Origin of the sequence: Algoriphagus persicinus (genome assembly GCF_035156415.1) — a bacterium.
GTDB classification, from domain to species: domain Bacteria; phylum Bacteroidota; class Bacteroidia; order Cytophagales; family Cyclobacteriaceae; genus Algoriphagus; species Algoriphagus persicinus.
Genome location: NZ_JAYEEY010000002.1, coordinates 156,828 through 178,612, shown reverse-complemented (window position 1 = coordinate 178,612; position 21,785 = coordinate 156,828). Strand labels below are relative to the sequence as shown.

At 40.2% G+C, this 21,785-nt stretch carries 22 protein-coding genes; 12 read left to right on the top strand and 10 right to left on the bottom strand.

The features are described 5' to 3' along the window. The first annotated feature begins 56 nt into the window (after nucleotides 1-56). The 4 genes from U3A58_RS02475 to U3A58_RS02460 all read left to right on the top strand — a co-directional run bounded on the left by U3A58_RS02475 (nucleotide 57) and on the right by U3A58_RS02460 (nucleotide 3,660). Nucleotides 57-806, top strand: a complete 750-nt coding sequence (locus U3A58_RS02475; RefSeq protein WP_323821801.1) for an acyl-CoA desaturase — start codon at nucleotides 57-59, stop codon at nucleotides 804-806. 163 nt (nucleotides 807-969) lie between these two features. Next, nucleotides 970-1,299 carry a BlaI/MecI/CopY family transcriptional regulator gene (locus U3A58_RS02470; protein ID WP_323821800.1) on the top strand — a complete coding sequence of 110 codons (330 nt, stop codon included), beginning with the start codon at nucleotides 970-972 and terminating at the stop codon, nucleotides 1,297-1,299. A gap of 221 nt (nucleotides 1,300-1,520) precedes the next feature. Further along, on the top strand, nucleotides 1,521-2,813 hold the full coding sequence (tyrS, locus tag U3A58_RS02465) for a tyrosine--tRNA ligase (RefSeq protein ID WP_323821799.1): 1,293 nt from the start codon (nucleotides 1,521-1,523) through the stop codon (nucleotides 2,811-2,813). A gap of 145 nt (nucleotides 2,814-2,958) precedes the next feature. After that, on the top strand, nucleotides 2,959-3,660 hold the full coding sequence (locus U3A58_RS02460) for a TetR/AcrR family transcriptional regulator (protein ID WP_323821798.1): 702 nt from the start codon (nucleotides 2,959-2,961) through the stop codon (nucleotides 3,658-3,660). Between the two features lie 61 nt (nucleotides 3,661-3,721). On the opposite strand, the gene U3A58_RS02455 is transcribed toward U3A58_RS02460, so the two are convergent. Next, nucleotides 3,722-5,221 carry a peptide MFS transporter gene (locus U3A58_RS02455; protein ID WP_416377275.1) on the bottom strand — a complete coding sequence of 500 codons (1,500 nt, stop codon included), beginning with the start codon at nucleotides 5,219-5,221 and terminating at the stop codon, nucleotides 3,722-3,724. 345 nt (nucleotides 5,222-5,566) lie between these two features. Between U3A58_RS02455 and pckA the strand changes: the two genes are divergently transcribed. From pckA to U3A58_RS02440, 3 genes are all read left to right on the top strand, one after another. Beyond that, nucleotides 5,567-7,171: a phosphoenolpyruvate carboxykinase (ATP) gene (gene pckA / locus U3A58_RS02450; protein WP_323821796.1), complete on the top strand. Its 1,605-nt coding sequence runs from the start codon at nucleotides 5,567-5,569 to the stop codon at nucleotides 7,169-7,171. A 242-nt stretch (nucleotides 7,172-7,413) separates the two neighbouring features. After that, the gene (locus U3A58_RS02445; protein ID WP_323821795.1) at nucleotides 7,414-7,851 is read left to right on the top strand and encodes a peptidylprolyl isomerase; all 438 of its coding nucleotides are present in this window, start codon (nucleotides 7,414-7,416) and stop codon (nucleotides 7,849-7,851) included. Between the two features lie 131 nt (nucleotides 7,852-7,982). Then, nucleotides 7,983-8,582 (top strand): hypothetical protein, encoded by a 600-nt coding sequence (locus U3A58_RS02440; protein WP_323821794.1) that lies wholly within the window; start codon nucleotides 7,983-7,985, stop codon nucleotides 8,580-8,582. On the opposite strand, the gene U3A58_RS02435 is transcribed toward U3A58_RS02440, so the two are convergent. From U3A58_RS02435 to U3A58_RS02420, 4 genes are all read right to left on the bottom strand, one after another. After that, entirely contained in the window at nucleotides 8,566-9,288 is a 723-nt protein-coding gene (locus U3A58_RS02435; protein WP_323821793.1) for a TrmH family RNA methyltransferase, read from the bottom strand. The two genes, U3A58_RS02440 and U3A58_RS02435, sit on opposite strands and share 17 nt — an antisense overlap. Before the next feature lie 16 nt (nucleotides 9,289-9,304). Next, on the bottom strand, nucleotides 9,305-11,929 hold the full coding sequence (locus U3A58_RS02430; RefSeq protein ID WP_323821792.1) for a DNA gyrase/topoisomerase IV subunit A: 2,625 nt from the start codon (nucleotides 11,927-11,929) through the stop codon (nucleotides 9,305-9,307). A gap of 260 nt (nucleotides 11,930-12,189) precedes the next feature. After that, nucleotides 12,190-14,091, bottom strand: coding sequence for a DNA topoisomerase IV subunit B (locus U3A58_RS02425; RefSeq protein ID WP_323821791.1), 1,902 nt, complete (start codon nucleotides 14,089-14,091; stop codon nucleotides 12,190-12,192). A gap of 23 nt (nucleotides 14,092-14,114) precedes the next feature. After that, on the bottom strand, nucleotides 14,115-14,609 hold the full coding sequence (locus U3A58_RS02420) for a DNA topoisomerase IV (RefSeq protein ID WP_323821790.1): 495 nt from the start codon (nucleotides 14,607-14,609) through the stop codon (nucleotides 14,115-14,117). A gap of 115 nt (nucleotides 14,610-14,724) precedes the next feature. On the opposite strand from U3A58_RS02420, the gene U3A58_RS02415 reads away from it, so the two are divergent. After that, nucleotides 14,725-15,957, top strand: coding sequence for a sterol desaturase family protein (locus tag U3A58_RS02415; RefSeq protein ID WP_323821789.1), 1,233 nt, complete (start codon nucleotides 14,725-14,727; stop codon nucleotides 15,955-15,957). Nucleotides 15,958-15,960: 3 nt separating this feature from the next. After that, a complete protein-coding gene (locus U3A58_RS02410) occupies nucleotides 15,961-16,347 on the top strand; it encodes a hypothetical protein (RefSeq protein ID WP_323821788.1) in 387 nt (128 codons plus the stop codon). Here the strand turns inward: U3A58_RS02410 and U3A58_RS02405 are convergent. Together U3A58_RS02405 and U3A58_RS02400 are read right to left on the bottom strand one after the other, a co-directional pair. Next, nucleotides 16,328-17,260, bottom strand: a complete 933-nt coding sequence (locus U3A58_RS02405; RefSeq protein WP_323821787.1) for an ROK family protein — start codon at nucleotides 17,258-17,260, stop codon at nucleotides 16,328-16,330. The genes U3A58_RS02410 and U3A58_RS02405 overlap by 20 nt on opposite strands. A 46-nt stretch (nucleotides 17,261-17,306) precedes the next feature. After that, nucleotides 17,307-17,801 carry a YkgJ family cysteine cluster protein gene (locus tag U3A58_RS02400; protein ID WP_323821786.1) on the bottom strand — a complete coding sequence of 165 codons (495 nt, stop codon included), beginning with the start codon at nucleotides 17,799-17,801 and terminating at the stop codon, nucleotides 17,307-17,309. 104 nt (nucleotides 17,802-17,905) lie between these two features. Here U3A58_RS02400 and U3A58_RS02395 point away from each other — a divergent pair, with 104 nt between their 5' ends. After that, the gene (locus U3A58_RS02395) at nucleotides 17,906-18,280 is read left to right on the top strand and encodes an arsenate reductase family protein (protein ID WP_323821785.1); all 375 of its coding nucleotides are present in this window, start codon (nucleotides 17,906-17,908) and stop codon (nucleotides 18,278-18,280) included. Here U3A58_RS02395 and U3A58_RS02390 read toward each other — a convergent pair. Further along, nucleotides 18,258-19,094: a CvfB family protein gene (locus U3A58_RS02390; protein ID WP_323821896.1), complete on the bottom strand. Its 837-nt coding sequence runs from the start codon at nucleotides 19,092-19,094 to the stop codon at nucleotides 18,258-18,260. The genes U3A58_RS02395 and U3A58_RS02390 overlap by 23 nt on opposite strands. A gap of 176 nt (nucleotides 19,095-19,270) precedes the next feature. On the opposite strand from U3A58_RS02390, the gene U3A58_RS02385 reads away from it, so the two are divergent. Continuing rightward, nucleotides 19,271-20,161: a 3-hydroxybutyryl-CoA dehydrogenase gene (locus U3A58_RS02385; protein WP_323821784.1), complete on the top strand. Its 891-nt coding sequence runs from the start codon at nucleotides 19,271-19,273 to the stop codon at nucleotides 20,159-20,161. A 6-nt stretch (nucleotides 20,162-20,167) separates the two neighbouring features. Continuing rightward, nucleotides 20,168-20,785, top strand: a complete 618-nt coding sequence (locus U3A58_RS02380; RefSeq protein WP_323821783.1) for a deoxynucleoside kinase — start codon at nucleotides 20,168-20,170, stop codon at nucleotides 20,783-20,785. 56 nt (nucleotides 20,786-20,841) lie between these two features. Here U3A58_RS02380 and U3A58_RS02375 read toward each other — a convergent pair whose 3' ends face one another. Further along, nucleotides 20,842-21,489, bottom strand: coding sequence for a DUF7255 family protein (locus U3A58_RS02375; RefSeq protein WP_323821782.1), 648 nt, complete (start codon nucleotides 21,487-21,489; stop codon nucleotides 20,842-20,844). A gap of 69 nt (nucleotides 21,490-21,558) precedes the next feature. Continuing rightward, nucleotides 21,559-21,717 carry a hypothetical protein gene (locus U3A58_RS02370; RefSeq protein ID WP_323821781.1) on the bottom strand — a complete coding sequence of 53 codons (159 nt, stop codon included), beginning with the start codon at nucleotides 21,715-21,717 and terminating at the stop codon, nucleotides 21,559-21,561. Nucleotides 21,718-21,785 lie beyond the last annotated feature (68 nt).

Below are 21,785 nucleotides of genomic sequence, written 5' to 3'. Positions count from 1 at the left end.
CGTTGGATCAATTAGGTTGCATTATATTTACAGCTTTAACATAAATCCTTAGCCGAGTGATAATTATTATCTTCTTCTTGTTGCACTGGTATTTCTCTTTGTTCTGCCAAAGCTTCTTCTTACACAGATACGCTGCCCATCAGATGTTCTCCATGAACAAGTACTGGGAAAAATTCTTCTACTTCTTTACCTGGATGTGGCAAGGCAGCTCCTATCTATCTCCTAGAGCTTATGCTATACTGCACAGAATGCATCATGCCTATAGCGATACTCCAAAGGATCCACATAGTCCGCACCATACCGAAAACTTGTTCACGATGATGTGGAAGACCAAAAACATATATAATGAATACTTTTCTTTCCGCTTAAAGCCGGAGGAAAGATTCTCCAAAGACATTCCTGATTGGAATAGGTTTGACAAATTTGCAGATACTATGCTTGTAAGAGTAAGCTGGGGATTATTGTATGTAGCTATTTATGTGCTGTGTATTTCTGTTTTTGACTTACCCGGGACACATTGGTGGATGTATTTCTTGCTTCCTATTCACTTCCTGATGGGTCCCATGCACGGTGCCATAGTTAATTGGAGTGGACATAAGTATGGCTACGCAAATTTTGACAACAACGATCACTCGAAAAATAGTCTTTTGCTTGATGTGTTGATGCTGGGTGAATTGTTTCAAAATAACCATCATAGGCTACCCAATAGACCCAATTTCGCAGTAAAATGGTACGAGTTTGACCCTACGTATCCAATCGTTAAATTGCTACACCTGACACGGATTATAAAATTAAGACCTTCATAACACAAAATGGCCTCAAATGAGGCCATTTTGCTTAGATATAGGTGAAATATTATACCGCCAATTAAACTCTCAAGAAAAAAAAAATTAAAAGTAAAGGTAGTTTTTTTTGCAATTGTGAAACTAAACGAATAATTTTCTTATATTAAAACTTAACGCCTTACTTATGAAACCATTAACAAGAGCAGAAGAGGAGATCATGCAGATCCTCTGGGAGATCGAAAAAGGATTTGTCAAAGATATTCTTACTCCCATGACCGAACCCAAACCAGCATACAATACTGTTTCGACGATTGTTAGGATATTGGAACGCAAAGGATTTGTCAGTCACAAGTCCTACGGCAAGAGTCACGAGTACTTTCCAATAGTTTCGAAAGATGAATATCGTTCATTCATTATCAAGAAAATGCTGGGAGGTTATTTCGAAAATTCCTTCGGAAAACTCACTGACTTTTTTAAAAATGATGAAACACTGAATACCAAGTCGTATCAGTAATCATACTTGAACAAGTACAATGAGCATAAAAAACCTGGTATAACTACCAGGTTTTTTTTTCAAATTTTCAGAAAGGGTATTCGGATCAGTAGTAGTAAACTCTTTTCTTCCATTTTTTCAAAAACATATCTTACTGCCTGATACCTGGAAATGGATCAAAAGTTTCCTTCCTTCCTTCGGAAGACAAGGCTATATTTGCACCTCGAAAAATCACGCATAAGATGAATTCATTTATAGAAGAATTACGCTGGAGAGGTATGCTTCAGGATATGACACCCGAGCTCGAAGATCACCTGACTAAAGGAATGGCTTCAGCATATCTAGGCTTCGACCCTACAGCTGATTCCTTACATATTGGCCACTTGGTGGGAGTAATGACCTTACTGCACTTCCAGCGTGCTGGGCACAAGCCCTATGCTTTAGTCGGTGGTGCTACGGGGATGATTGGAGATCCTTCATTCAAATCCGCTGAGAGAAATCTCTTGGATAAAACCACCCTAGATCATAATGTAGCTTGCATTCAAACTCAACTCGCGAAGTTTCTTGATTTCTCTGGCTCTACTTCCAATAAAGCTGAGCTGGTGAACAACTACGATTGGATGTCAGAATTTAGCTTTTTAGATTTTATTCGAGACATAGGCAAGCATATCACGGTGAATTACATGATGTCCAAGGACTCTGTAAAAAGACGGCTAGAAGATGGAAATGGCCTTTCGTTCACTGAATTCACTTACCAGTTGATTCAGGGTTATGATTTTTATCATTTGTGGAAAAATGAAAACTGCTCTATTCAACTGGGTGGATCAGATCAGTGGGGAAATATAGTAACAGGCACCGAATTGATCCGAAGAATGGGCGGAGGAAGTGCTTATGCATTGACAGTTCCATTGATTACTAAAGCTGACGGAACCAAATTCGGTAAAACTGAAGGCGGCTCGGTATGGCTGGATCCTGAGAAAACTTCGCCGTATGCCTTCTACCAGTTTTGGCTCAATGTATCTGATGACGATGCTGCCAAGTACATCCGGATTTTCACCATTTTGGATCAGGAAACTATCGAAAAACTTGAAGCTGAGCATGCAGAAACTCCTCACCTACGCCTATTGCAAAAGGAGATAGCCAAACAAATCACTCGTATGGTTCATGGAGAATCAAATTTTGAGATGGCTGTGAAGGCTTCTGATATTCTATTTGGTAAGTCTTCGATCGATGATTTGGCGGCTTTGGATGAGCGTACTTTCTTACAGGTTTTCGAAGGAGTTCCACAGGTTCAAATTAGTCAGGGAGAATATTCAGAATTAACCTCAATTTTGGATCTATTTGGTGAAATCACACAAGGAATCGTATTTACATCCAAAGGTGAGGCTAGAAAAATGATCCAGGGCGGTGGAGTCAGCATTAATAAAGAAAAACTCTCCGGTCCAACTGCTTCAATAAACTTGACTCTTCTTCAAGATAAGTATCTGCTTGTCCAAAAAGGCAAGAAAAATTACTACATCGTAGAAGTAAAGTAAATCCATCATACGCACCAAAAAAAGGCTTTAAGAATTGGATAAAGCCTTTTTTCTATACATTTCGCTAAATAAAAATGACGTAAAACTCCGTTTTTGACCCAAGTTTAATATCTTTGAATTCTATTTTTAGAAAAAGAAATAAACCATGGCAGGAGAGAAAAATAAAGAAAAAATCATTTTAGATTCGGCAGTTTCACTTTTTACATCCAAGGGCTATTTAGCCACCCGAATGGAAGACGTAGCCAAAGCAGCAGGAATAAGTAAAGGCCTCACCTATTTCTATTACAAAAATAAGGAAGACCTTTTTATGGCTTTGACTAAGAAAGCCTTCGATCAATTCAAAGATGAATTTCGAGACGAATGGTCAAATAGAACCAAGGGGAAATCTGGTTTAGAAATGCTTTCTGAACTATTGGTAAGAATCGTAGCCTTTGCCAAAGCAAATCAAGTCTATTACGATTCAATTCTCAATTTTCTTGATCTTCTCAAAACGTATAACAACTTAGAAACCCGTAAGTTAATTGACCCAAAAACGCTGGAATCTTCACATTTTCAGAAGCTCCTGGAGATTCATCATGAGCCTGCCAAAATCGGCATAATGATGGTGAGTCAAGGTATCAAAGACGGAAGTGTCAGAGCAGAACTACAACCGGAAATCACCTTTTATACCGTATGGAGTATGATCATAGGCTATGAAAAAATGCTAGGTCCAATAGAATATGAAGGCAAAGACCTGAAAATCCACTCCGAAAATTGGGAACCCGGATTTCTTCGACTGATGCAGGATATGCTTAAAGGTACTATCCAAGCAACTAAGAAAACTACCGTACAGGGTAGTCTATTCTAAAAGAAGATTGACATGTACCAACTAAGTAAAAAACAAAATCAAACAAAACTATGCCTAGACGTCAATGTACGTCCCCCATCATCTTCCTGATCACAGGCTTCAGTAAGAATAGCAATGCCGCAGAGCCAAAGACCGTGTAAACGATCAACATGTATTGATCTGGCATCTGAGCTAATGCTTCATCCGTGCCTCCACTGGCTTCGCCAGCTATCAATCCAGCAATAAGATTACCCAGCGCAATTGACAAGAACCAAATCCCCATCATTTGTCCAGCGTATCCTCTTGGTGCTAGTTTGGTTACCAAACTCAATCCAACTGGGGACAAACTCAATTCACCAAAGGTGTGAAGCATATAAGTCAGCAGCAACCAAGTTGGTGCTGCCAAATCACCCGACGCAGCAATTTTAGTAGCGAAATACATTACGAAAAAACCAATCGCCAGTAACAAAAGGCCAAAGGTAAACTTCATAGGAGAACTCGGCTCTAGATTTCTTCTCCCTAGCCAAACCCAAAGTGCACCAAAAACTGGCGCGAAAATAATAATGAAAAGTGAGTTCACCGACTGGAAATAACTCGTAGGAATCTCCCATCCCAAGATGGTACGATCTGTAAAACGGTCAGCAAACAGATTAAGAGTAGAACCCGCTTGTTCAAATCCAGACCAAAACATTGCCGAGAAAAGGAATAAAATAGCAATCACTCCTACTTTATTTTTATCTGACCTATTTAGTCCGCCAAAAGCTATCACATATCCCAAATATCCAAACGCTACCAAGGCAATAATCGTCCCCGAAGCACCAGCAATTGCAGAAACATTGATAGGTATCACTCCCATAAATAGTACGCCAACTATCGCTACTAAACCAATTCCCAGGTAGGTAACCAATGATCTCAGCTTTTTTTGATTGCTAACTTCTGTTTCTGTTTCTACTACAGGTGGATCACCATGACCTGCCAGTAGGCCTCCAGATAATTTGTATTGAATTAAACCAAAAACCATCCCTAAACCAGCAAGTCCAAACCCAAGGTGCATATCATAAGTCGCCAGGGTACCACAGGCAATCGGCGCAATGAACCCACCGATGTTAATCCCCATGTAGAAAATAGAAAATCCAGCATCACGCTTCGTACTTCCTTTTGGATAAAGTTGACCTACAATCGAGCTAATATTTGGTTTTAAAAGACCAGTACCTAATACAATTAAAATCAATCCTAGAAAGAAGGAGCTAGTATCAAGTGTGCTTAATTCAGGTTTGATCGAATAATCGCCCGTAATTAACGCAATGACTCCCGGGACTGCCATGGTAAAATGGCCTATAGCGATGATAATCCCACCATACCAAACGGACTTTTTCAGACCAAAAAGTCTATCTGCAAGCCAGCCACCTGGCAAAGCCAACAAATAGACTCCCATAGTGTACAGACCATAAATAGCCCCGGAAGTCTGATCATCAAACCCCAGGCCTCCTTCGGCGATAGACATTGTCATAAACAGTATGAGCAATGCCCGCATTCCATAATAACTAAAACGTTCCCACATTTCTGTGAAAAATAATGTCATCAGACCTTTGGGATGACCAAAAATAGTAGGACCTATAAATTCAGGAATAAGTTGTTTTTCCAAGGATAGTTTTATTTGGGTGAAATCAATTTTACAATGATAAACCTTTTTAGTGCTTGTTTCCAAAGTTAAAGCAGCTGAATTATAGGCTCGTGGCTAAGTATTACACCATTGGAATCGTACGCTTAAAGCAGCTCACATTAGACAGAAAAGTACGCCCAAATAAACATCTGTTTTCTAAATGCAATCGATTGTAATCAAAAATAAAGCACTTTTAATAGTTTTTATAAAACGGATTTTACTAGTTTTGTGAAGACAATTTTCAGATTGTAACCCCAAATATTTATGCAGCCACTAGATCTGGCAGGCCAGACTTCTCACCTGGCTTTTCTCAGTCCCACAGCTTTCAGAAAAGTTCACTTCAATCTTCCACCAGCAGAACTGGTGGAAATTGCTTTAGCGCGAAAGGAAGGGAAACTCACATCTACTGGCGCCCTAATGTCCGACACCGGTAAATTCACCGGAAGGTCCCCTAAAGACAGATTCATTGTCTTGGACGATAAAACCAAAGACTCGGTCTGGTGGGGAGATATCAACATTCCCTTTGATTCTGAAAAATTCAATTTGCTTTTGGAAAAAATGAAGGCTTTTCTTGCTGATCAAGAGCTTTTTGTGAGAGATGCTTATGCTGGTGCAGATGCAGATCACCGAATCAAATTGAAAGTAATCAACACCAAAGCATGGCACAACCTCTTCTGCTATAACATGTTTCTCAGGCCATCTGAAACTGAATTAGTTGATTTTCAAGAAGATTTCACTATCATTTGTGCACCTGAATTCGAAGCTAACCCGGTGTCAGATGGTACTAAAAATCCCAATTTTGTAATTATCAACCTCACAGACCAGATCATTTTGATCGGAGGTACTGGCTATGCAGGCGAGATCAAAAAAGGCATTTTCTCAGTGCTTAATTTCATCCTACCTCATGAAAAGAAGGTGCTTTCCATGCATTGCTCTGCGAATGTGGGATCCGAGGGAGATACAGCTATTTTCTTTGGGCTTTCAGGCACAGGCAAAACCACCCTATCAGCTGATCCCAATAGAAACTTAATTGGAGACGATGAGCATGGCTGGACCAAAAAGGGAGTATTCAACTTCGAAGGCGGTTGTTATGCAAAAGTCATTGACTTGAGCAGAGAGAAAGAACCCGAAATCTGGGATGCAATTAGATTTGGTTCGATCGTCGAAAACACACGATTTAAAGAAAATTCCAGAGAGGTAGATTTTACCAATAAGTCTGTCACTGAAAATACCAGAACCGCCTATCCTATAAATTTTATTCCAAATGTAATGGAACCATCTGTAGGTGGAATTCCTAAGAATATATTCTTCCTAACTGCTGATGCTTTTGGAGTAATCCCTCCTATTTCCAGGTTAAATACAAGTCAGGCCATGTACCATTTCATTTCAGGATACACTGCAAAAGTAGCAGGCACCGAAATGGGTGTATCAGAGCCAAAATTGACCTTTTCAGCCTGCTTCGGAGCTGCATTCCTGCCCCTACATCCTACAAAGTATGCTACCCTATTTGGTGAAAAAATGGAGAAATATGAGACCAATGTTTGGTTGCTCAATACAGGTTGGACAGGCGGGCCGTATGGAGTAGGGTCCAGAATGAAATTAGCCTACACTCGAGCTATGATTACAGCTGCGCTCCAAGGGAGTTTAGATCAAGTCGAATACAGGAAACATCAGGTTTTTGGGTTTCAAATTCCTCAAGAATGTCCAAACGTACCCGCTGGAATACTCAATCCTAGATTCACATGGAAGGATAGGGATGCGTATGATACACAAGCAAAGAAATTGGCAAACGCATTCAAGACAAATTTTGAGAAATTCCAAGAGTTCTCATCCCGTGACATTTTGGAAGGCGCCCCACTTACTGAATAATATGCCTTGCTTCCAATAATTTGCATAGCAATCAACAAATCTGACATTACATCTTGATTACAAGTGATTTAAAAAAACAAGTCCCTCTGGACACAATTCCAATGTGATACTATTGAAGTAAATATGAGTCCTTAAATTCACACATTGTATTATTAATGTGCCAAATCTTATATTAATTATTATAGTTTTGCGCAGCTAAAAATTGAAAACTCCTGAGAGGAAACTAACAAAAGCCTGAAAAAATGAAGACAGCAGAATTTATTACAGAAAAAGGAACAATGAAAGTGGAGTTTTATGAAAAGGACGCCCCTATTGCCGTTCAAAATTTCATTGACCTTGCTAATAAAGGATTTTACGATGGATTGACTTTCCATAGAGTTATTCCAAACTTTGTGATACAGGGAGGTTGTCCTAAGGGAAATGGAACGGGTGGACCTGGCTATCACATCAAATGTGAACTAGACGGTGAAAATCAATACCATGACCGTGGCGTACTTTCTATGGCGCATGCCGGCAGAAATACAGGCGGTTCTCAATTCTTTATTTGCCATAGCAGAGACAATACAGCGCATTTGGACAGAAATCACACCTGCTTCGGTAAAGTAGTAGAAGGCTTGGACGTGATCGATGAAATAAAAGCAGGAGACAAAATCGAAAAAATCATAGTATCTGAATCCTAAGCATAGCATTTTCAAGTTAGAAATGCCCTCATTAGCCAATTGCTGATGAGGGCATTTTTTCGTATTAATCAAATAAAACTCAAAGGTTGGAATAGTTATTGAACAATGGTCATTCCTTTTTGGAATAGCCTATGAAATCACGCCTTACTCTTCTTACCCTCCTTATCTTCTCTACACTTTCTATTGCTCAGGCTCAGCGATATGGGACTGCAGTAGGCCTTAGATTTGGAAATAGTAACCTGTACAGGACGGTAGGGCTGACTGCTCAGCAGCGGATTACCAAGCAGATTTCAATTGAAGCAATGCTTCAGTCAGATTTCAAACTTAACACTACTTTTTCGGCGCTGATAGAAAAACATCATCCCATTATCTCCAAACGCTTTAATTATTACTATGGAATTGGGCCCTCATTTGGAGTGGAAGAAAGCTTTGTCAAATCCGAAGGAAGTAAGCAAATCTTACATACCTATGGCAATACCACAGCAGGCTTGGATTTGATAGGTGGTCTGGAACTTACACTTCTTAATACGGTGATTTCTCTGGATTACAAGCCCAACATCAATCTGGTAGGCCGAGAAGAATTCTATAGAGGGCAAGTGGGTATCTCTGCCCGTATGGTTTTGGTGAAAAGCAAAGAGCAAAAGAAAAAGCAAAGACAACGACAAAAAGCCAAAAACAAATCGAAAAAAGTACCTCTAAATGAAAAGATCAACGCTATTTTTCAGAAGTAGAATTAAACGATTTTGACCTCAGATAGGCCTTTTCGTGCAAATCAGGCTTATTTACCACTGATCTAAACCACTTCATTCTCAAAAGCTGCTTCTCATACTCCGTCAAATAGAAATCCGGAGGATCATAGGTTTTGACTTTTTTCACAAGTTCATATAAGGAAATTGACGCCGCCACAGAAATATTGAAACTCTCTGTGAAGCCCAGCATAGGAATATGCATCAAGCCATCTACTTTTTCCTGTACTTCTTCGCTTATTCCTTCGTGTTCATTGCCAAATACCAGCGCAATCTTTTCAGCAGGTTCCAAATCATAAATTGAAATAGAACCGGGCAATGGACTAGTCCCGTAGATTTTATACCCTTTTTCTTTAAGGTTAGTGAAGCAATCTTGGACAGCAGAACCTTGTTTGTTGTGATATTTATGAAGATCAAGCCACTGTGAAGCTCCTCGGGTCACAAAAGGATTGATTTTATAAACATTCCTCTTCTCGATGACATGTACATCCTGAATCCCAAAACAATCACAAGTTCGCAAGACCGCACTGGCATTATGAGGCTTAAAAATATCCTCCAAGACTACGGTCATAAACCGGGTTCTTTGGGCGAGTACTTTCTCCATCACTGATTTCTTATGCGCAGTGATGTATTGGCTTAAATAATCCAGCCAACCTTGGTCAATAGTATCCAAATATTTTTCTTCTTCCATTTAAAAAAATGGCCTATTAAAATAAGCCCAGTTGTTCTTCATCGTCCTTTTTCAATGACAGATCTATCGTAGATCCAATTTCCAGATCGTCATCCGAATCCGATTCTGCTTCCTCTTCTTCTGTTTCAGTTTCTTTGGTTACCTCAGTTTTTTTTGTTTCTATCAAGCTCAGGTCTTTCACTGGATAGGTACTTAACTTATTGCCAACAGCTTTCCAACCTTTGATATCAATCAGCATATCCAAATCATACTCCATCACTTCCTCCTCCTTACCTTTGACCAAAGTGACCCGCGCTTGAGGTTGTTTTTCGGTGGAAACAAGCTTCAGATAAGACTGCTTGTGGTCTGAAATAAAGTTGAAATTTTTATTCAGCGTAGTCGTTTCGATTTGGAAACGTTTGATATAATAGGTTTTGCTAGCTCCATCAAAGTAAATGGCTGACAGTACTTTATCCGGATTAAATTTCTCTATCAATACCACATTTGGGGCATCATATCTATTGGTCAATTCGAAGGTGGTTAACTCATAGTCACCACTTTTGTAACAAACTAAAACCCGGTCATCTCCTAAGAAATTACCAATCAATTGCCCGCGCTCATCAGTATTCAATCTACCTACGATGGAGTCGTAGTAGATATTCAGTCCTCCTAGGGTAGAGACCCCCTCCATTTTCAACTGGATTTTCCGTATCGGATAGCGAGTGAGAATATTTCCTCCTGCTCCTCTTCCTTTGATATCAATGGTAGAGAAATCGAAATCAAAAACCTTCACTCTGGCTTTTGCTCCTTGTGTCAAGTACACCGTGATAATTTCAGCTTCACCATTGGGATTTGCTGTCAGATAAAGATGCTTACTGCCTTTTGTTCCTTTGGTAAGCAAATATTCTTTGTCCCTAGTGACAGCTAATACTTGGAAACGCTTCACCATCGCACGGCCAGTTGCCCCATCTAAATAGATGAAATTGTAAACCATCCGCTCATCACCTTTTCGGAATACTGCCACATGCAAGATATCCTTGCCCATGAAATTCTTTTCTTGGATCTTGGAAACCATACAAACGCCATCCTTCCGAATCACGATGATATCGTCCAAATCGGAACAATCACAGACAAACTCATCCTTTTTGAGACTGTATCCTACAAATCCGTCAGCACGGTTCACGTATAATTTAGCATTGCTTGCCGCTACTGTATTCGCCTGTATGGCATCAAAAGTCCTGATTTCAGTCTTGCGTTCCCGACCTTTGCCATATTTCGTGAGCAGGTTTTCATAGTAAGCAATTGCATAATCCGTCAGATGTCTCAGGTGATGGTTCACTTCCTTGAGTTCATCCTGTAGACGTTTCATCAGCTCATCTGCCTTGAACGTATCAAATTTGGAAATACGCTTAATCTTAATCTCAGTCAAACGAACCAAATCATCTGTAGTAATCTCTCTATAAAAATCTGGCTTATAAGGATCCAAACCTTGATCGATCGCCTTTAAGACATCATCCCAAGTCGTGCACTCTTCTATGTCTCGGTAGATTCTATTTTCTATAAATATTTTTTCCAATGAGGAGAATAGCAACTTCTCCATCAATTCACCTTTGCGAATTTCCAACTCTCGCTTCAGTAGCGATTTAGTCTGCTTGGTATTATATTCAAGGATGTCATTTACAGTAAGGAATACTGGCGTATCCTTGATAATCACACAAGCATTTGGCGAAATGGAGACTTCACAATCCGTGAATGCGTACAGCGCATCAATCGTGACGTCTGGAGAAACTCCAGAGGCCAACTGAATTGCGATCTCTACATCTTTGGCTGTATTATCGACTACTTTCTTGATCTTAATCTTGCCCTTATCATTTGCTTTCAGGATAGAATCAATCAATGTATCTGTAGTTACACCGTAGGGTATATCCTTAATTAAAAGGGTTTTACTATCCTCCTCCTCTATTCTTGCTCTAACCTTTACTTTTCCACCTCTCAGGCCTTCATTGTATTCAGAAAAATCCGCAAATCCACCTGTGATAAAATCCGGAAGAACATTGGGTTTATTTCCATTCAGAATTTCAATGGAAGCTAAAATAAGTTCACAGAAGTTGTGAGGAAGTATTTTGGTAGAAAGGCCTACCGCGATACCCTCTACGCCCTGGGCTAGCAAAAGAGGGAATTTAACTGGCAGCGTGACTGGCTCTCTTTTTCTACCGTCATAGGAAAGTTGCCATTCGGTAGTCTGTGCATTAAATAACACATCAAGTGCAAACTTGGAAAGTCTGGCTTCTATGTATCTGGCAGCTGCAGCGCGGTCACCTGTACGTACATCGCCCCAGTTACCCTGAGTTTCTATCAGCAGCTCCTTTTGACCAAGATTTACGATAGCATCACCAATGGAAGCATCACCATGCGGGTGAAACTGCATGGATTGACCGATGATGTTGGCGACCTTATTAAATCGCCCATCGTCCATTTCCTTCATTGCGTGCATGATTCTCCTTTGCACAGGTTTCAGTCCATCCTCGATAGCCGGCACAGCCCGTTCTAGAATTACATAAGAAGCATAATCTAGAAACCATTCCTTGTACATTCCTGTCACGGGGACAGAAGTATGCAGGGATTCATCTCCATTGTTAGCCAAATTGTTTTCGTCACTCATGTTATAGTCCAGTATTTATAAAGTTGGGTAGTCAATAAAACCAGTCCAACAGAAATCACATTTCCTACCAGGAAATAGTCATTTGAATTTTTTTTCATCACTTTGATTCGCGTGCCGCTTTTCAAAGCACCAAATAATGTCAGCCCATGGCAAACACTGCTACTAAGGCAGAGATATCTGAATATTCGGACTAGGATTCCCATCCACATCGGGCGATTTGATCCATAATTGTTCAGGTATTATAGCATTATTATGCGACATTAAGCTGCTTCACTTTCTTCTTCTGTTTCTGAAGTAGCTTTTGGATCATCAAGGGCCAAGTCCTTCTCGATCTTCAGATTTTTAATGATAAAATTCTGACGATTAGGAGTGTTTTTACCCATGTAGAAGGTCAGCAAGTCAGCAATTTTGGTTTCCTTATTGAGAATAATAGGCTCCAAGCGTATATCTTCCCCGATAAATCCGCCAAACTCCTCTGGTGAAATCTCTCCCAAACCCTTGAATCGGGTGATTTCGGGCTTGTTTCCCAATTTATGAATAGCTCTTTGGCGCTCTTCATCTGTGTAGCAATAAATAGTTTCCTTCTTATTTCGCACGCGGAAAAGCGGTGTGTCCAGAATGAACAAATGACCATTTTTCACCAAATCAGGGAAAAATTGCAAGAAATAAGTCATTATCAGTAAGCGAATGTGCATGCCATCTACATCGGCATCCGTCGCGATTACAATTTTTCTATAGCGTAGATTTTCTATCCCATCTTCAATATTCAGCGCATGCTGGAGCAGATTGAATTCCTCATTCTCGTACACCACTTTCTTGGTCATCCCAAAACAGTTCAGCGGCTTTCCCCTGAGAGAAAACACTGCTTGAGTCTGCACATCACGGGACTTGGTGATAGACCCAGAAGCTGAATCACCTTCGGTAAGGAACAGCATGGTATTGGCTTTCACATCCTCATTCGCTTTTGGATCGTCGTAATGGACGCGGCAATCCCGCAATTTCTTATTATGAAGATTAGCTTTTTTCGCTCGCTCATTGGCCAGTTTTTTAATACCGGAAATCTCCTTTCTTTCACGCTCAGATTGAAGTATTCTCTTCAGAAGCGCATCTGCTACTGCTGGATTTTTATGGAGGTAATTATCCAGATCAGTCTTCAGAAAGTCATTGATAAACGTACGGACAGTCGGCCCATCAGGTCCAATAGACTGAGAGCCCAATTTTGTCTTGGTTTGCGACTCGAAAACTGGCTCAAGAACTCGAATGGAAATAGCCGCAACCACACTTTGGCGAATGTCTGAAGCATCGTAATCTTTCTTGAAAAACTCCCGTACCGTCCTTACTAATGCCTCCCGAAATGCCGCCAAATGCGTACCACCTTGCGTAGTATATTGTCCATTGACAAAGGAATAATACTCCTCACCGTATTGATTGGAGTGAGTGAGAGCCATTTCGATATCATTTCCTTTCAAATGAATGATAGGATATCGAGAACTTTCTTCATCTATTTTATTTGAAAGCAGGTCATACAGCCCTCGGTCAGAGAAATACTTCTTTCCATTATAATTGATCGTGAGACCAGCATTCAAGTAAGCATAGTTCCAGATCTGATTTTCTAAGTATTCGGGAATAAAGTGGTAGTTTTTGAAAATTCCCGCATCTGGTGAAAAAACTACCTTGGTTCCATTACGATCAGAGGATTTAATGATGGGCGGATCACTTACCAATATGCCTTTTTCGAATTCCGCTACTTTGGTTTCTCCTTCTCGATACGCTTGTACCTTGAAGAAATCAGACAAAGCATTCACCGCCTTGGTACCGACACCGTTTAGACCTACAGACTTCTGAAAAGCTCCGGAATCGTATTTGCCTCCAGTGTTGATTTTGGAAACACAGTCTATCACTTTTCCCAGCGGAATGCCTCGCCCATAATCCCTGACTTCTACTTTGTGTTCGGAGATTTTGACATCTATAGTCCTCCCATAACCCATCATATGCTCATCTATGGAATTGTCAAGCACTTCTTTAACAAGTACATAGATACCATCGTCCTGTGCACTTCCATCTCCTAATTTTCCGATATACATACCTGGCCTGAGTCGGATATGCTCTCTCCAATCAAGAGACTTTATGCTGTCTTCTGTATATTTTACTTCTTCAGCCATATTCTAATTGATGCTAATTTTGCTCAAGATTTATTTTTCACTTGATTGAATTTTCCCACTAGGATCGCAAACAATCCAATTACCCAGACGACGAAAAGCCCAGGAATGAGATAGAAAAAGAAATTAAACTGACTCGCCGCGATTACATCCTGATTGTTAATAGCATGGGTATAGAATACCAGCATACCTAAACTCATATTAAGTATGCCTCCAAAGGAATAAAACCAACCCAAATAGTAATCTCGAAACTTATCTCCAATCGGGAAAACTCGGATCAAACCTTTATGATTTTTGGTTTCAAGTAACTTGGGCGGTAGCAGCACAATTACATTCATTATAATAAAAATGGCGATCATTCCATAGAAGAACGTGCCCTTGCTCAGTTTCTCGGCCGATAATCCATTTTCATTGAAATTGTAACTAACTTTTTCTGGCAGTGCCGAATAGAAATAAAGCAGGAAGAAGATGAAGAGTGCAACACTGAGGAAATAAAAGGCTTTTCCGAATCGGTAATACATAATAATGGGGAATTGAATTTGCTAATATAAAGGATTTGAACAAACAGAATCTGTCTTCTCGATGTTCCTTTTATCATTATCTTTGACAGGTAGCTTCGCAAAAACACCCAAAATAATGAACCTCAGCCCAGTAGTGATCGCAATCCCGATGTATTTCATTTTGATGGCTATAGAAATGATAGCACTCAGATTTCAAAAACATCCCGGCTACAGACTCAATGATGCGATTACAAACATCAATTGTGGCGTGATTTCACAGGTCTCCGGAGTCTTTATCAAAATTCTATCTATCGGGATTTATACCTTAATCTATCAGCACTTCGCATTTTTTCAAGTACCAAACAACGTCTGGACATTTTTACTCTTGTTCTTCCTTTATGATTTTTGTTACTATTGGGCTCATCGTATGAGTCATGAGATCAATTTGTTCTGGGGAGGCCATGTGGTGCATCACTCCAGCGAAGAGTATAATCTCTCGGTTGCGCTTCGTCAAAGTAGTACGCAGACCATTTGGACTTTCTTCTTCTATTTCCCGCTAGCCCTGTTGGGATTCGACCCACTTATGCTGATTCTGGCTTCAGGGATCAACTTGTTGTATCAGTTCTGGATTCATACCGAAGCAATAGACAGAATGGGATTTTTTGAGAAATTTATGAATACACCATCTCATCATCGCGTCCATCATGGCAGAAATCCCAAATACATTGATAAAAACCATGCAGGCACTTTCATTATTTTCGATAAATGGTTCGGTACATTTCAGGAAGAAGAGGAAAAACCTACGTATGGCATTACTACTGCGGTCAAAAGCTGGAATCCTATCTGGGTGAACCTAGCTCACTATGCCAATATGAAAGTAGAACTCCAAATGATCCCAAACTGGTCTGATCGCTTAAAGTACTTATTCTACAAACCAGGCTGGCTTCCTGACTACTTAGGCGGATATAGAACCCCTAAAGAGGTGGAAGCTAATTTCCAGAAATTTGATACCGTAGTCCCAACTTCTCTAAACTGGTATGTATTCATTCAGTACATCTTCCTTTTAGTACTGACTGGGTTCTTCCTCTTCAAGGTAGATACCTTTCCTTGGCTACCAAAAGTACTCGTAAGCATATTAATCATATGGACTACAATCAGCTTTTCAGGAGTATTTGAAAAAAGAAGTTGGTATCTACCCCAAGAACTTATAAGAATCCTAGCTTTTGCAGCTGTTGTCTTTTTCCTAATTCAATCTCTTTTACCTTTGCCGATTCTGGTAGGCGTATTAAGTATCTATTGCCTTTGCTCCTTCTTTTGGCTCTGGAAAAATCAGCAGCTCAAATCCCAAATACCTTCCATTTCCCTTTAGATTATGAATAGAATCCTTCTGCTTTTTTCAGCCCTATTGCTTTCCATTGTTTTTTCATGCAGCTCAAAAAGAGACACCGGAAGCATGAATATGGAAAACTGGAAATCAGATCACTACGGCTGCAAAAGCTTAAGAATGCAGGATGTAGAAGAACTAGAGCGTCTGAAACACTCATTTTTGGGTGTAGATAATCAAGCCTTGATCAAAACATTTGGACGTCCTGACAGAGTAGAATTGGTGGACAAGAGCCAGACTTTTTTCTTCTACTTTCTGGAGCCCAGCGGCAGCTGTGATGGGATAGAAATAGAAAAAGAACCCCTAAGAGTCCTTTTTCGATTGAATGCTTTGAGTAAGGTATCTGAAGTCACGATTACAACCCAGAACCCATAAAACACAGCGCGGCAGCACCCAGTGTCCCTGCGTTATTTTCCAGAGTAGCTTTCTTCAAAATCAAATCCTTGCCATAATATTGCGTCAGATACTGTTTGATCGTACGATCCAATGTAGGCATCATAAATTCCAGACCTGCCGAAATTCCGCCCCCAAAATACACGTCAGTCACATCTAGAATACGGATAGCAGACACAATCGCTTCTCCCAGTATTCTAGCTACTTCTTCAAAAACCATCAGAGAAACTGGATTGCCTGCTTTGGCAGTATCCACAAGCAGATGCGTTCCTAGCTCAGCTCCTACTAAAACCCCGGCCTTTTCTGGATATGCATCTATGAGTCGGGACGTGATATTTAAGATTCCTTGTCGTCCGATGAGTGTCTCCAGTCTTGCCGCTCCTTTTGAAAGCATGTGACCCATTTCCATGGCATTGCCTCTGGATCCTTTGAAGACTTGTCCGTCCAATACTAATGCACTTCCGATCCCAGTACCCATTGTGATAAAAAGAAAATTTTGGGCAGGATCGTCCTTCCCAAAATAAAACTCACCAATGGCTGCTGCCGCGGCGTCGTTTTCTAAGGAAAACTCATATTTAGGATACTTTGCTTCCAAGTTTCCTTTTAGATTGAACCCGTTCAAAGTCGGGATTGCAGGTATCTCCAAAGCGGTGGTTCTATCCTTTGAAATCATCCCCGGAAGTCCAATTCCTACATTTCTTACTTGGGGGTATTTGATGAAATATTTTTCCAAACCTGCAATAAATGCAGGACCAAAACCTTCAGAATGATCACGGTAAGAAGTGGTATCCTCTTTGACAAAGTCTAAAATATGGCCTTCTCTATCTACAAGGCCAATTTTCAAGTGAGTCCCCCCCACATCCACTCCAAGGAAATGTGCTTCCTGATTTTGCATAGTATTATTAATAGGTTTACGGTTTCAAAAAAGCAAAAGAAAAGGATTACTTCCTATAATCCTTCCCAATCTGCTTGAAAATTTTGAAAACTGCCGGACAAACGAGCGTATTTTTAAGCGAAAGCTCCAAAATACCATGCATTTTTTTACGATTGGTGTGTGGATACTCTCGGCAGGCTCTCGGTCGATCTCTATAGACCATACATTTATTATCTGAACCTAGAAATGTACAGGGAGAAGAATTCAAGACAAAATCACCCTCCTCATCCTGATGTAAATAGTCAGCAATGAATGCACTACTTTTCATTCGAAATACTTTCGCCAGACGATCAATATCTGTATTCAAAAAAATAGGACTTGTCGTCTTACAACAATTCGCACATGTCAGGCATTCAATTTCGCTGAAAGCCTCCGCATGCAGTTCCTCAAATCTTTCATCCAAAACTTTGGGGCGTATTTTTCTAAGCCTACTCTTCAATTTTTGATTAGAAGAATATTCTGATTTACTCTCTTTATTAAAATTATCAAGGTCGATTTCCATAATCTCTAAAAGTTAAATAATGCTTTTCTGTTTTTTGAGAAAATAAATTCTTTTATAAAACATAGATTTTCAGTATCTTATGAAGAACATAAACCCTACTGGCTATGAAAACTCATCCCTCAGAACTGTATTTCTATCATTCTCCGACCCAGGTGGTAGATAAGCAGACACTAGCTTATGCTAAATCAATTTCACAGTTTATCAATACGATTGATCTTAGCAAACAAAAGCTGACCCCTACGCAGTGGCATAGTCTTCTACTCAAACTAAATCTCCGCGCTAAGGATTTGCTTAATAGAGCTCATCCAGACTATCAGCGATTTATTGCTGGCAAAAACTGGGATGAGGAAAGCTGGCTGAATATCCTAATCAAATCTCCCAATTTGATTAAGGCACCAATCGCCAGTCTTCGCAGCAGTGCAGTACTTTGTATCACCCCTACCGATATTTTAAAACTCAATTCGATGCATTTAGTCTGATCCCATCGGCTTCGATTTGGATCATTCTAGCCTTGTACAGTTGCCCGATGCATTGCTTGAAATGTTTCTTACTCATACTCAATTGCTCCTGAATCTCCTCAGGGGCTGATTTATCATGCAGGGGCAAAAAGCCTTTGGATTCTAAGATAAATAGGATTTTCTCTGACCCCTCGTCATACTTCACTCGCCCGGGAGGCAAGAGTTGCAAATCCAACTTACCGTCCTCGCGGTTCTTTTTCACATAGACTTTACGGATTTCACCCAGCTCCAGAGGCTGAAATACTTCGTTTTTGAAAAGTAAACCCTCGTATTCATTGTCGATCAATACTTTGAATCCAAGCTCTGTTTCTTCGAAAATCATCCCTGTAAGTTCTTTCCCCTCTTCCCAATCAATAGGTGCTAAACGCAAGAAATCACGGTATTTATTGACTCCTATTAATCTATTGGTTTTGAAATCCACACAGACTTTAACCAGGTATTTCTGGCCTGCCTCCATGTTTTTACCCATTTCAGATTTTGGTACAAAAAGATCCTTCGGTAGTCCCCAGTCCACAAATGCACCGAAAGAAGTAACTTCTTTGGCCTCCAACACAGCAAATTCATCCAAGAGTGCTAAGGGCTTTTGTGTCACTGCCACTGGGCGATCCTCACTATCCGTATAGACAAATACCTCGATCTCGTCGCCTTCCTTTTCCGCTCCGTTAAGGTATCCTTTCGGAAGTAATAGTTCTTCTCCAGAACTCAAGGCCAAGTAAGCCCCGAAATCTGTAAATCTATTAATGGATAATTTTGAAATTAGACCAAGTTCATTCATGTCCCAAAGGTAGGCAATAATCGGAGTTTGAAACTGAACTTTTGTGACAAACAAAGTCAGGAATCGAAAGTTAAATAATTGGATTTGGCCTACGGCAGGATTAGCTTTGGTCTTTCTCAATGGCTATAACCATAGAAATAGACCCAAATCCTTACTACAATTTTAATCGCTTCCTTATGAAAAACATCTCTGTCATTGGTTCTGGTACCATGGGAAATGGCATTGCTCATGTAGTTGCACAGCATGGCTATATTGTCAGTTTGATCGACCTCAAGCAAGAATTTTTAGATAAAGCACTTGCTACGATTACCAAAAATCTTGACAGGCAAGTTGGAAAAGGGTTGATTTCAGAAGATGAGAAAATAGCTGCTCTGAGTAGAATTCATACGTTTACCGCTTTGGACGCTGGGGTCAAATCCGCGGATTTGGTGATAGAGGCAGCCACCGAAAATATGGATATTAAGCTTGATCTTTTTCGTCAATTAGATCAATACAGTCCAAAAGAAGCAATTATGGCTAGTAATACTTCCTCTATTTCCATCACCAAAATAGCAGCAGTTACCAAAAGACCAGAACAGGTAATCGGCATGCACTTCATGAATCCAGTGCCTGTAATGAAGCTGGTAGAAGTAATTCGTGGCTATTCTACTTCTGATGAAGTGACAGCGAAGATAATGAACCTTGCCACTGGTCTGTCGAAAGATCCTGTGGAAGCCAATGATTATCCGGGCTTTGTAGCAAATAGAATTCTGATGCCAATGATCAACGAGGCCATCTACACTCTTTTTGAGGGAGTGGCTGGTGTGCATGAAATCGACACTGTGATGAAGCTCGGCATGGCACATCCGATGGGGCCATTGCAGCTAGCGGATTTCATTGGATTGGACGTGTGCCTTTCCATTCTAAGAGTTCTACATGATGGCTTTGGCAACCCAAAATATGCTCCTTGTCCTCTGCTCGTCAACATGGTTCAAGCTGGTTTTAAAGGAGTAAAATCCGGAGAAGGTTTTTACAAATACACTGCTGGAAGCAAAGATTCTGTAATATCTCCTCGCTTTAGCAAATAAGAAAATATGCACATCGCTGTATCTGGCAATATTGGTAGTGGGAAGACCACACTGACCGAAAAATTAGCAAAACATTACGGCTGGAAGGCTGAATTCGAAGCTGTAGATAACAATCCATATCTTCCTGATTTCTATGATGATATGAAAAGATGGGCCTTTCATCTTCAAGTCTATTTTCTTAACTCGCGTTTCAATCAACTCAAGAAGATTCAAGAGAATAACACCCCAACGATTCAGGATAGAACGATCTATGAAGACGCGTATATTTTTGCAGCCAATCTTTATAAAAGTAAGTTACTGACTGAGCGTGATTATGAAAGCTACCAGAGCTTGTTTTCTAGTATGATAGCTCATGTGAGAGCTCCTGACCTTTTGATATACCTGAAAGCCGATATTCCCAAGTTGGTTGGACAAATAGAAAAGCGTGGCAGAAACTATGAGACTACCATGCGCATAGATTACTTGAAAAACCTCAACACCCATTACGAAGAATGGATAGCCGGCTACAAAGAAGGTAAACTATTGATCGTAGATGTGAATAACCTTGATTTTGTGGAAAATCCGGGTGATTTTGCTTTGGTGCTGGAAAAGGTGGAGCGAGAGATTTTTGGGTTATTCTCCTAATCTTCCAAAAGCTATACAATCAAAAGAGGCAGTGGTTTCACTTCCCTTTTTGATTATTAAGATTGATATTTTCGAATAAACCAGCTCAATAGCATCGCCCGCTGCTCCTCCTTGGGGTTGATAAGCAATTGATCCAATCGCTTTAAGGAACCTCCCGTCATCAGCGTCTCATAGGGAGTGATACGGAAAAGCTTAAACCCATGAATTCTTGTCTGCAAATCAACTTGAGCATCATTGTAGGCAGTGAGCTTCCATCCTGATGCACCATTACCTGTGAAATCCCCCGGCTCACTGGCTTCCCCAAAACTATGCTTCGCTATAGGCGCTCCATTCCAGATTCTTAGCTGCATTCCTATCTTCAGGCACTCCTTCTCATAGCTTCTACACAATCTTTTTTGAATTTCCAGAAATGGGAAATTTAATTCAGAATAAAGATCTGATCTAAAGGTAGTTAGACGATACCTATTGAAGTGAAATTCTTCATCATATAGAAATAAATTGCGGCCAATTTTAAAGTCAAATCTAAGTTTTTCTAGCAATGGAAAATCTCCTATACCACCTAAATCCTCATAGATTTCTTCAAACCAATTTTGCCCCTTTTTATCTAAATAGTTTGGCACTAATTCTAATTCAAAATCCCGCTCAAAATCCACTTCGCCCTCACGTAAAATAAGGTCAATCTGGCGGGTCATTAAGTTATCCATTGAGTTGGTTTTAACTCAGCTTCACTGCTGAGTGTATGTAATCCTATCTGCAATTAAGAAAATAGGAACCTATTTTCCATCCTTTGCTAGATCATCTCCTATTCGTTGCTCCAAATTCCCTTTGGAGCCTGGGAAGGTGGTTCGCTGAGATATGTCATATCCGATCCAACACATAATCAACATGAAAATCACAAACAGGATCAAAAATATCTTCTTATTCCTAGGCATTTGATATAAATTTGGCTTGATTTCACACAAAAATAACCAATCAAAGGAAATCTGAGACCAATGATCAT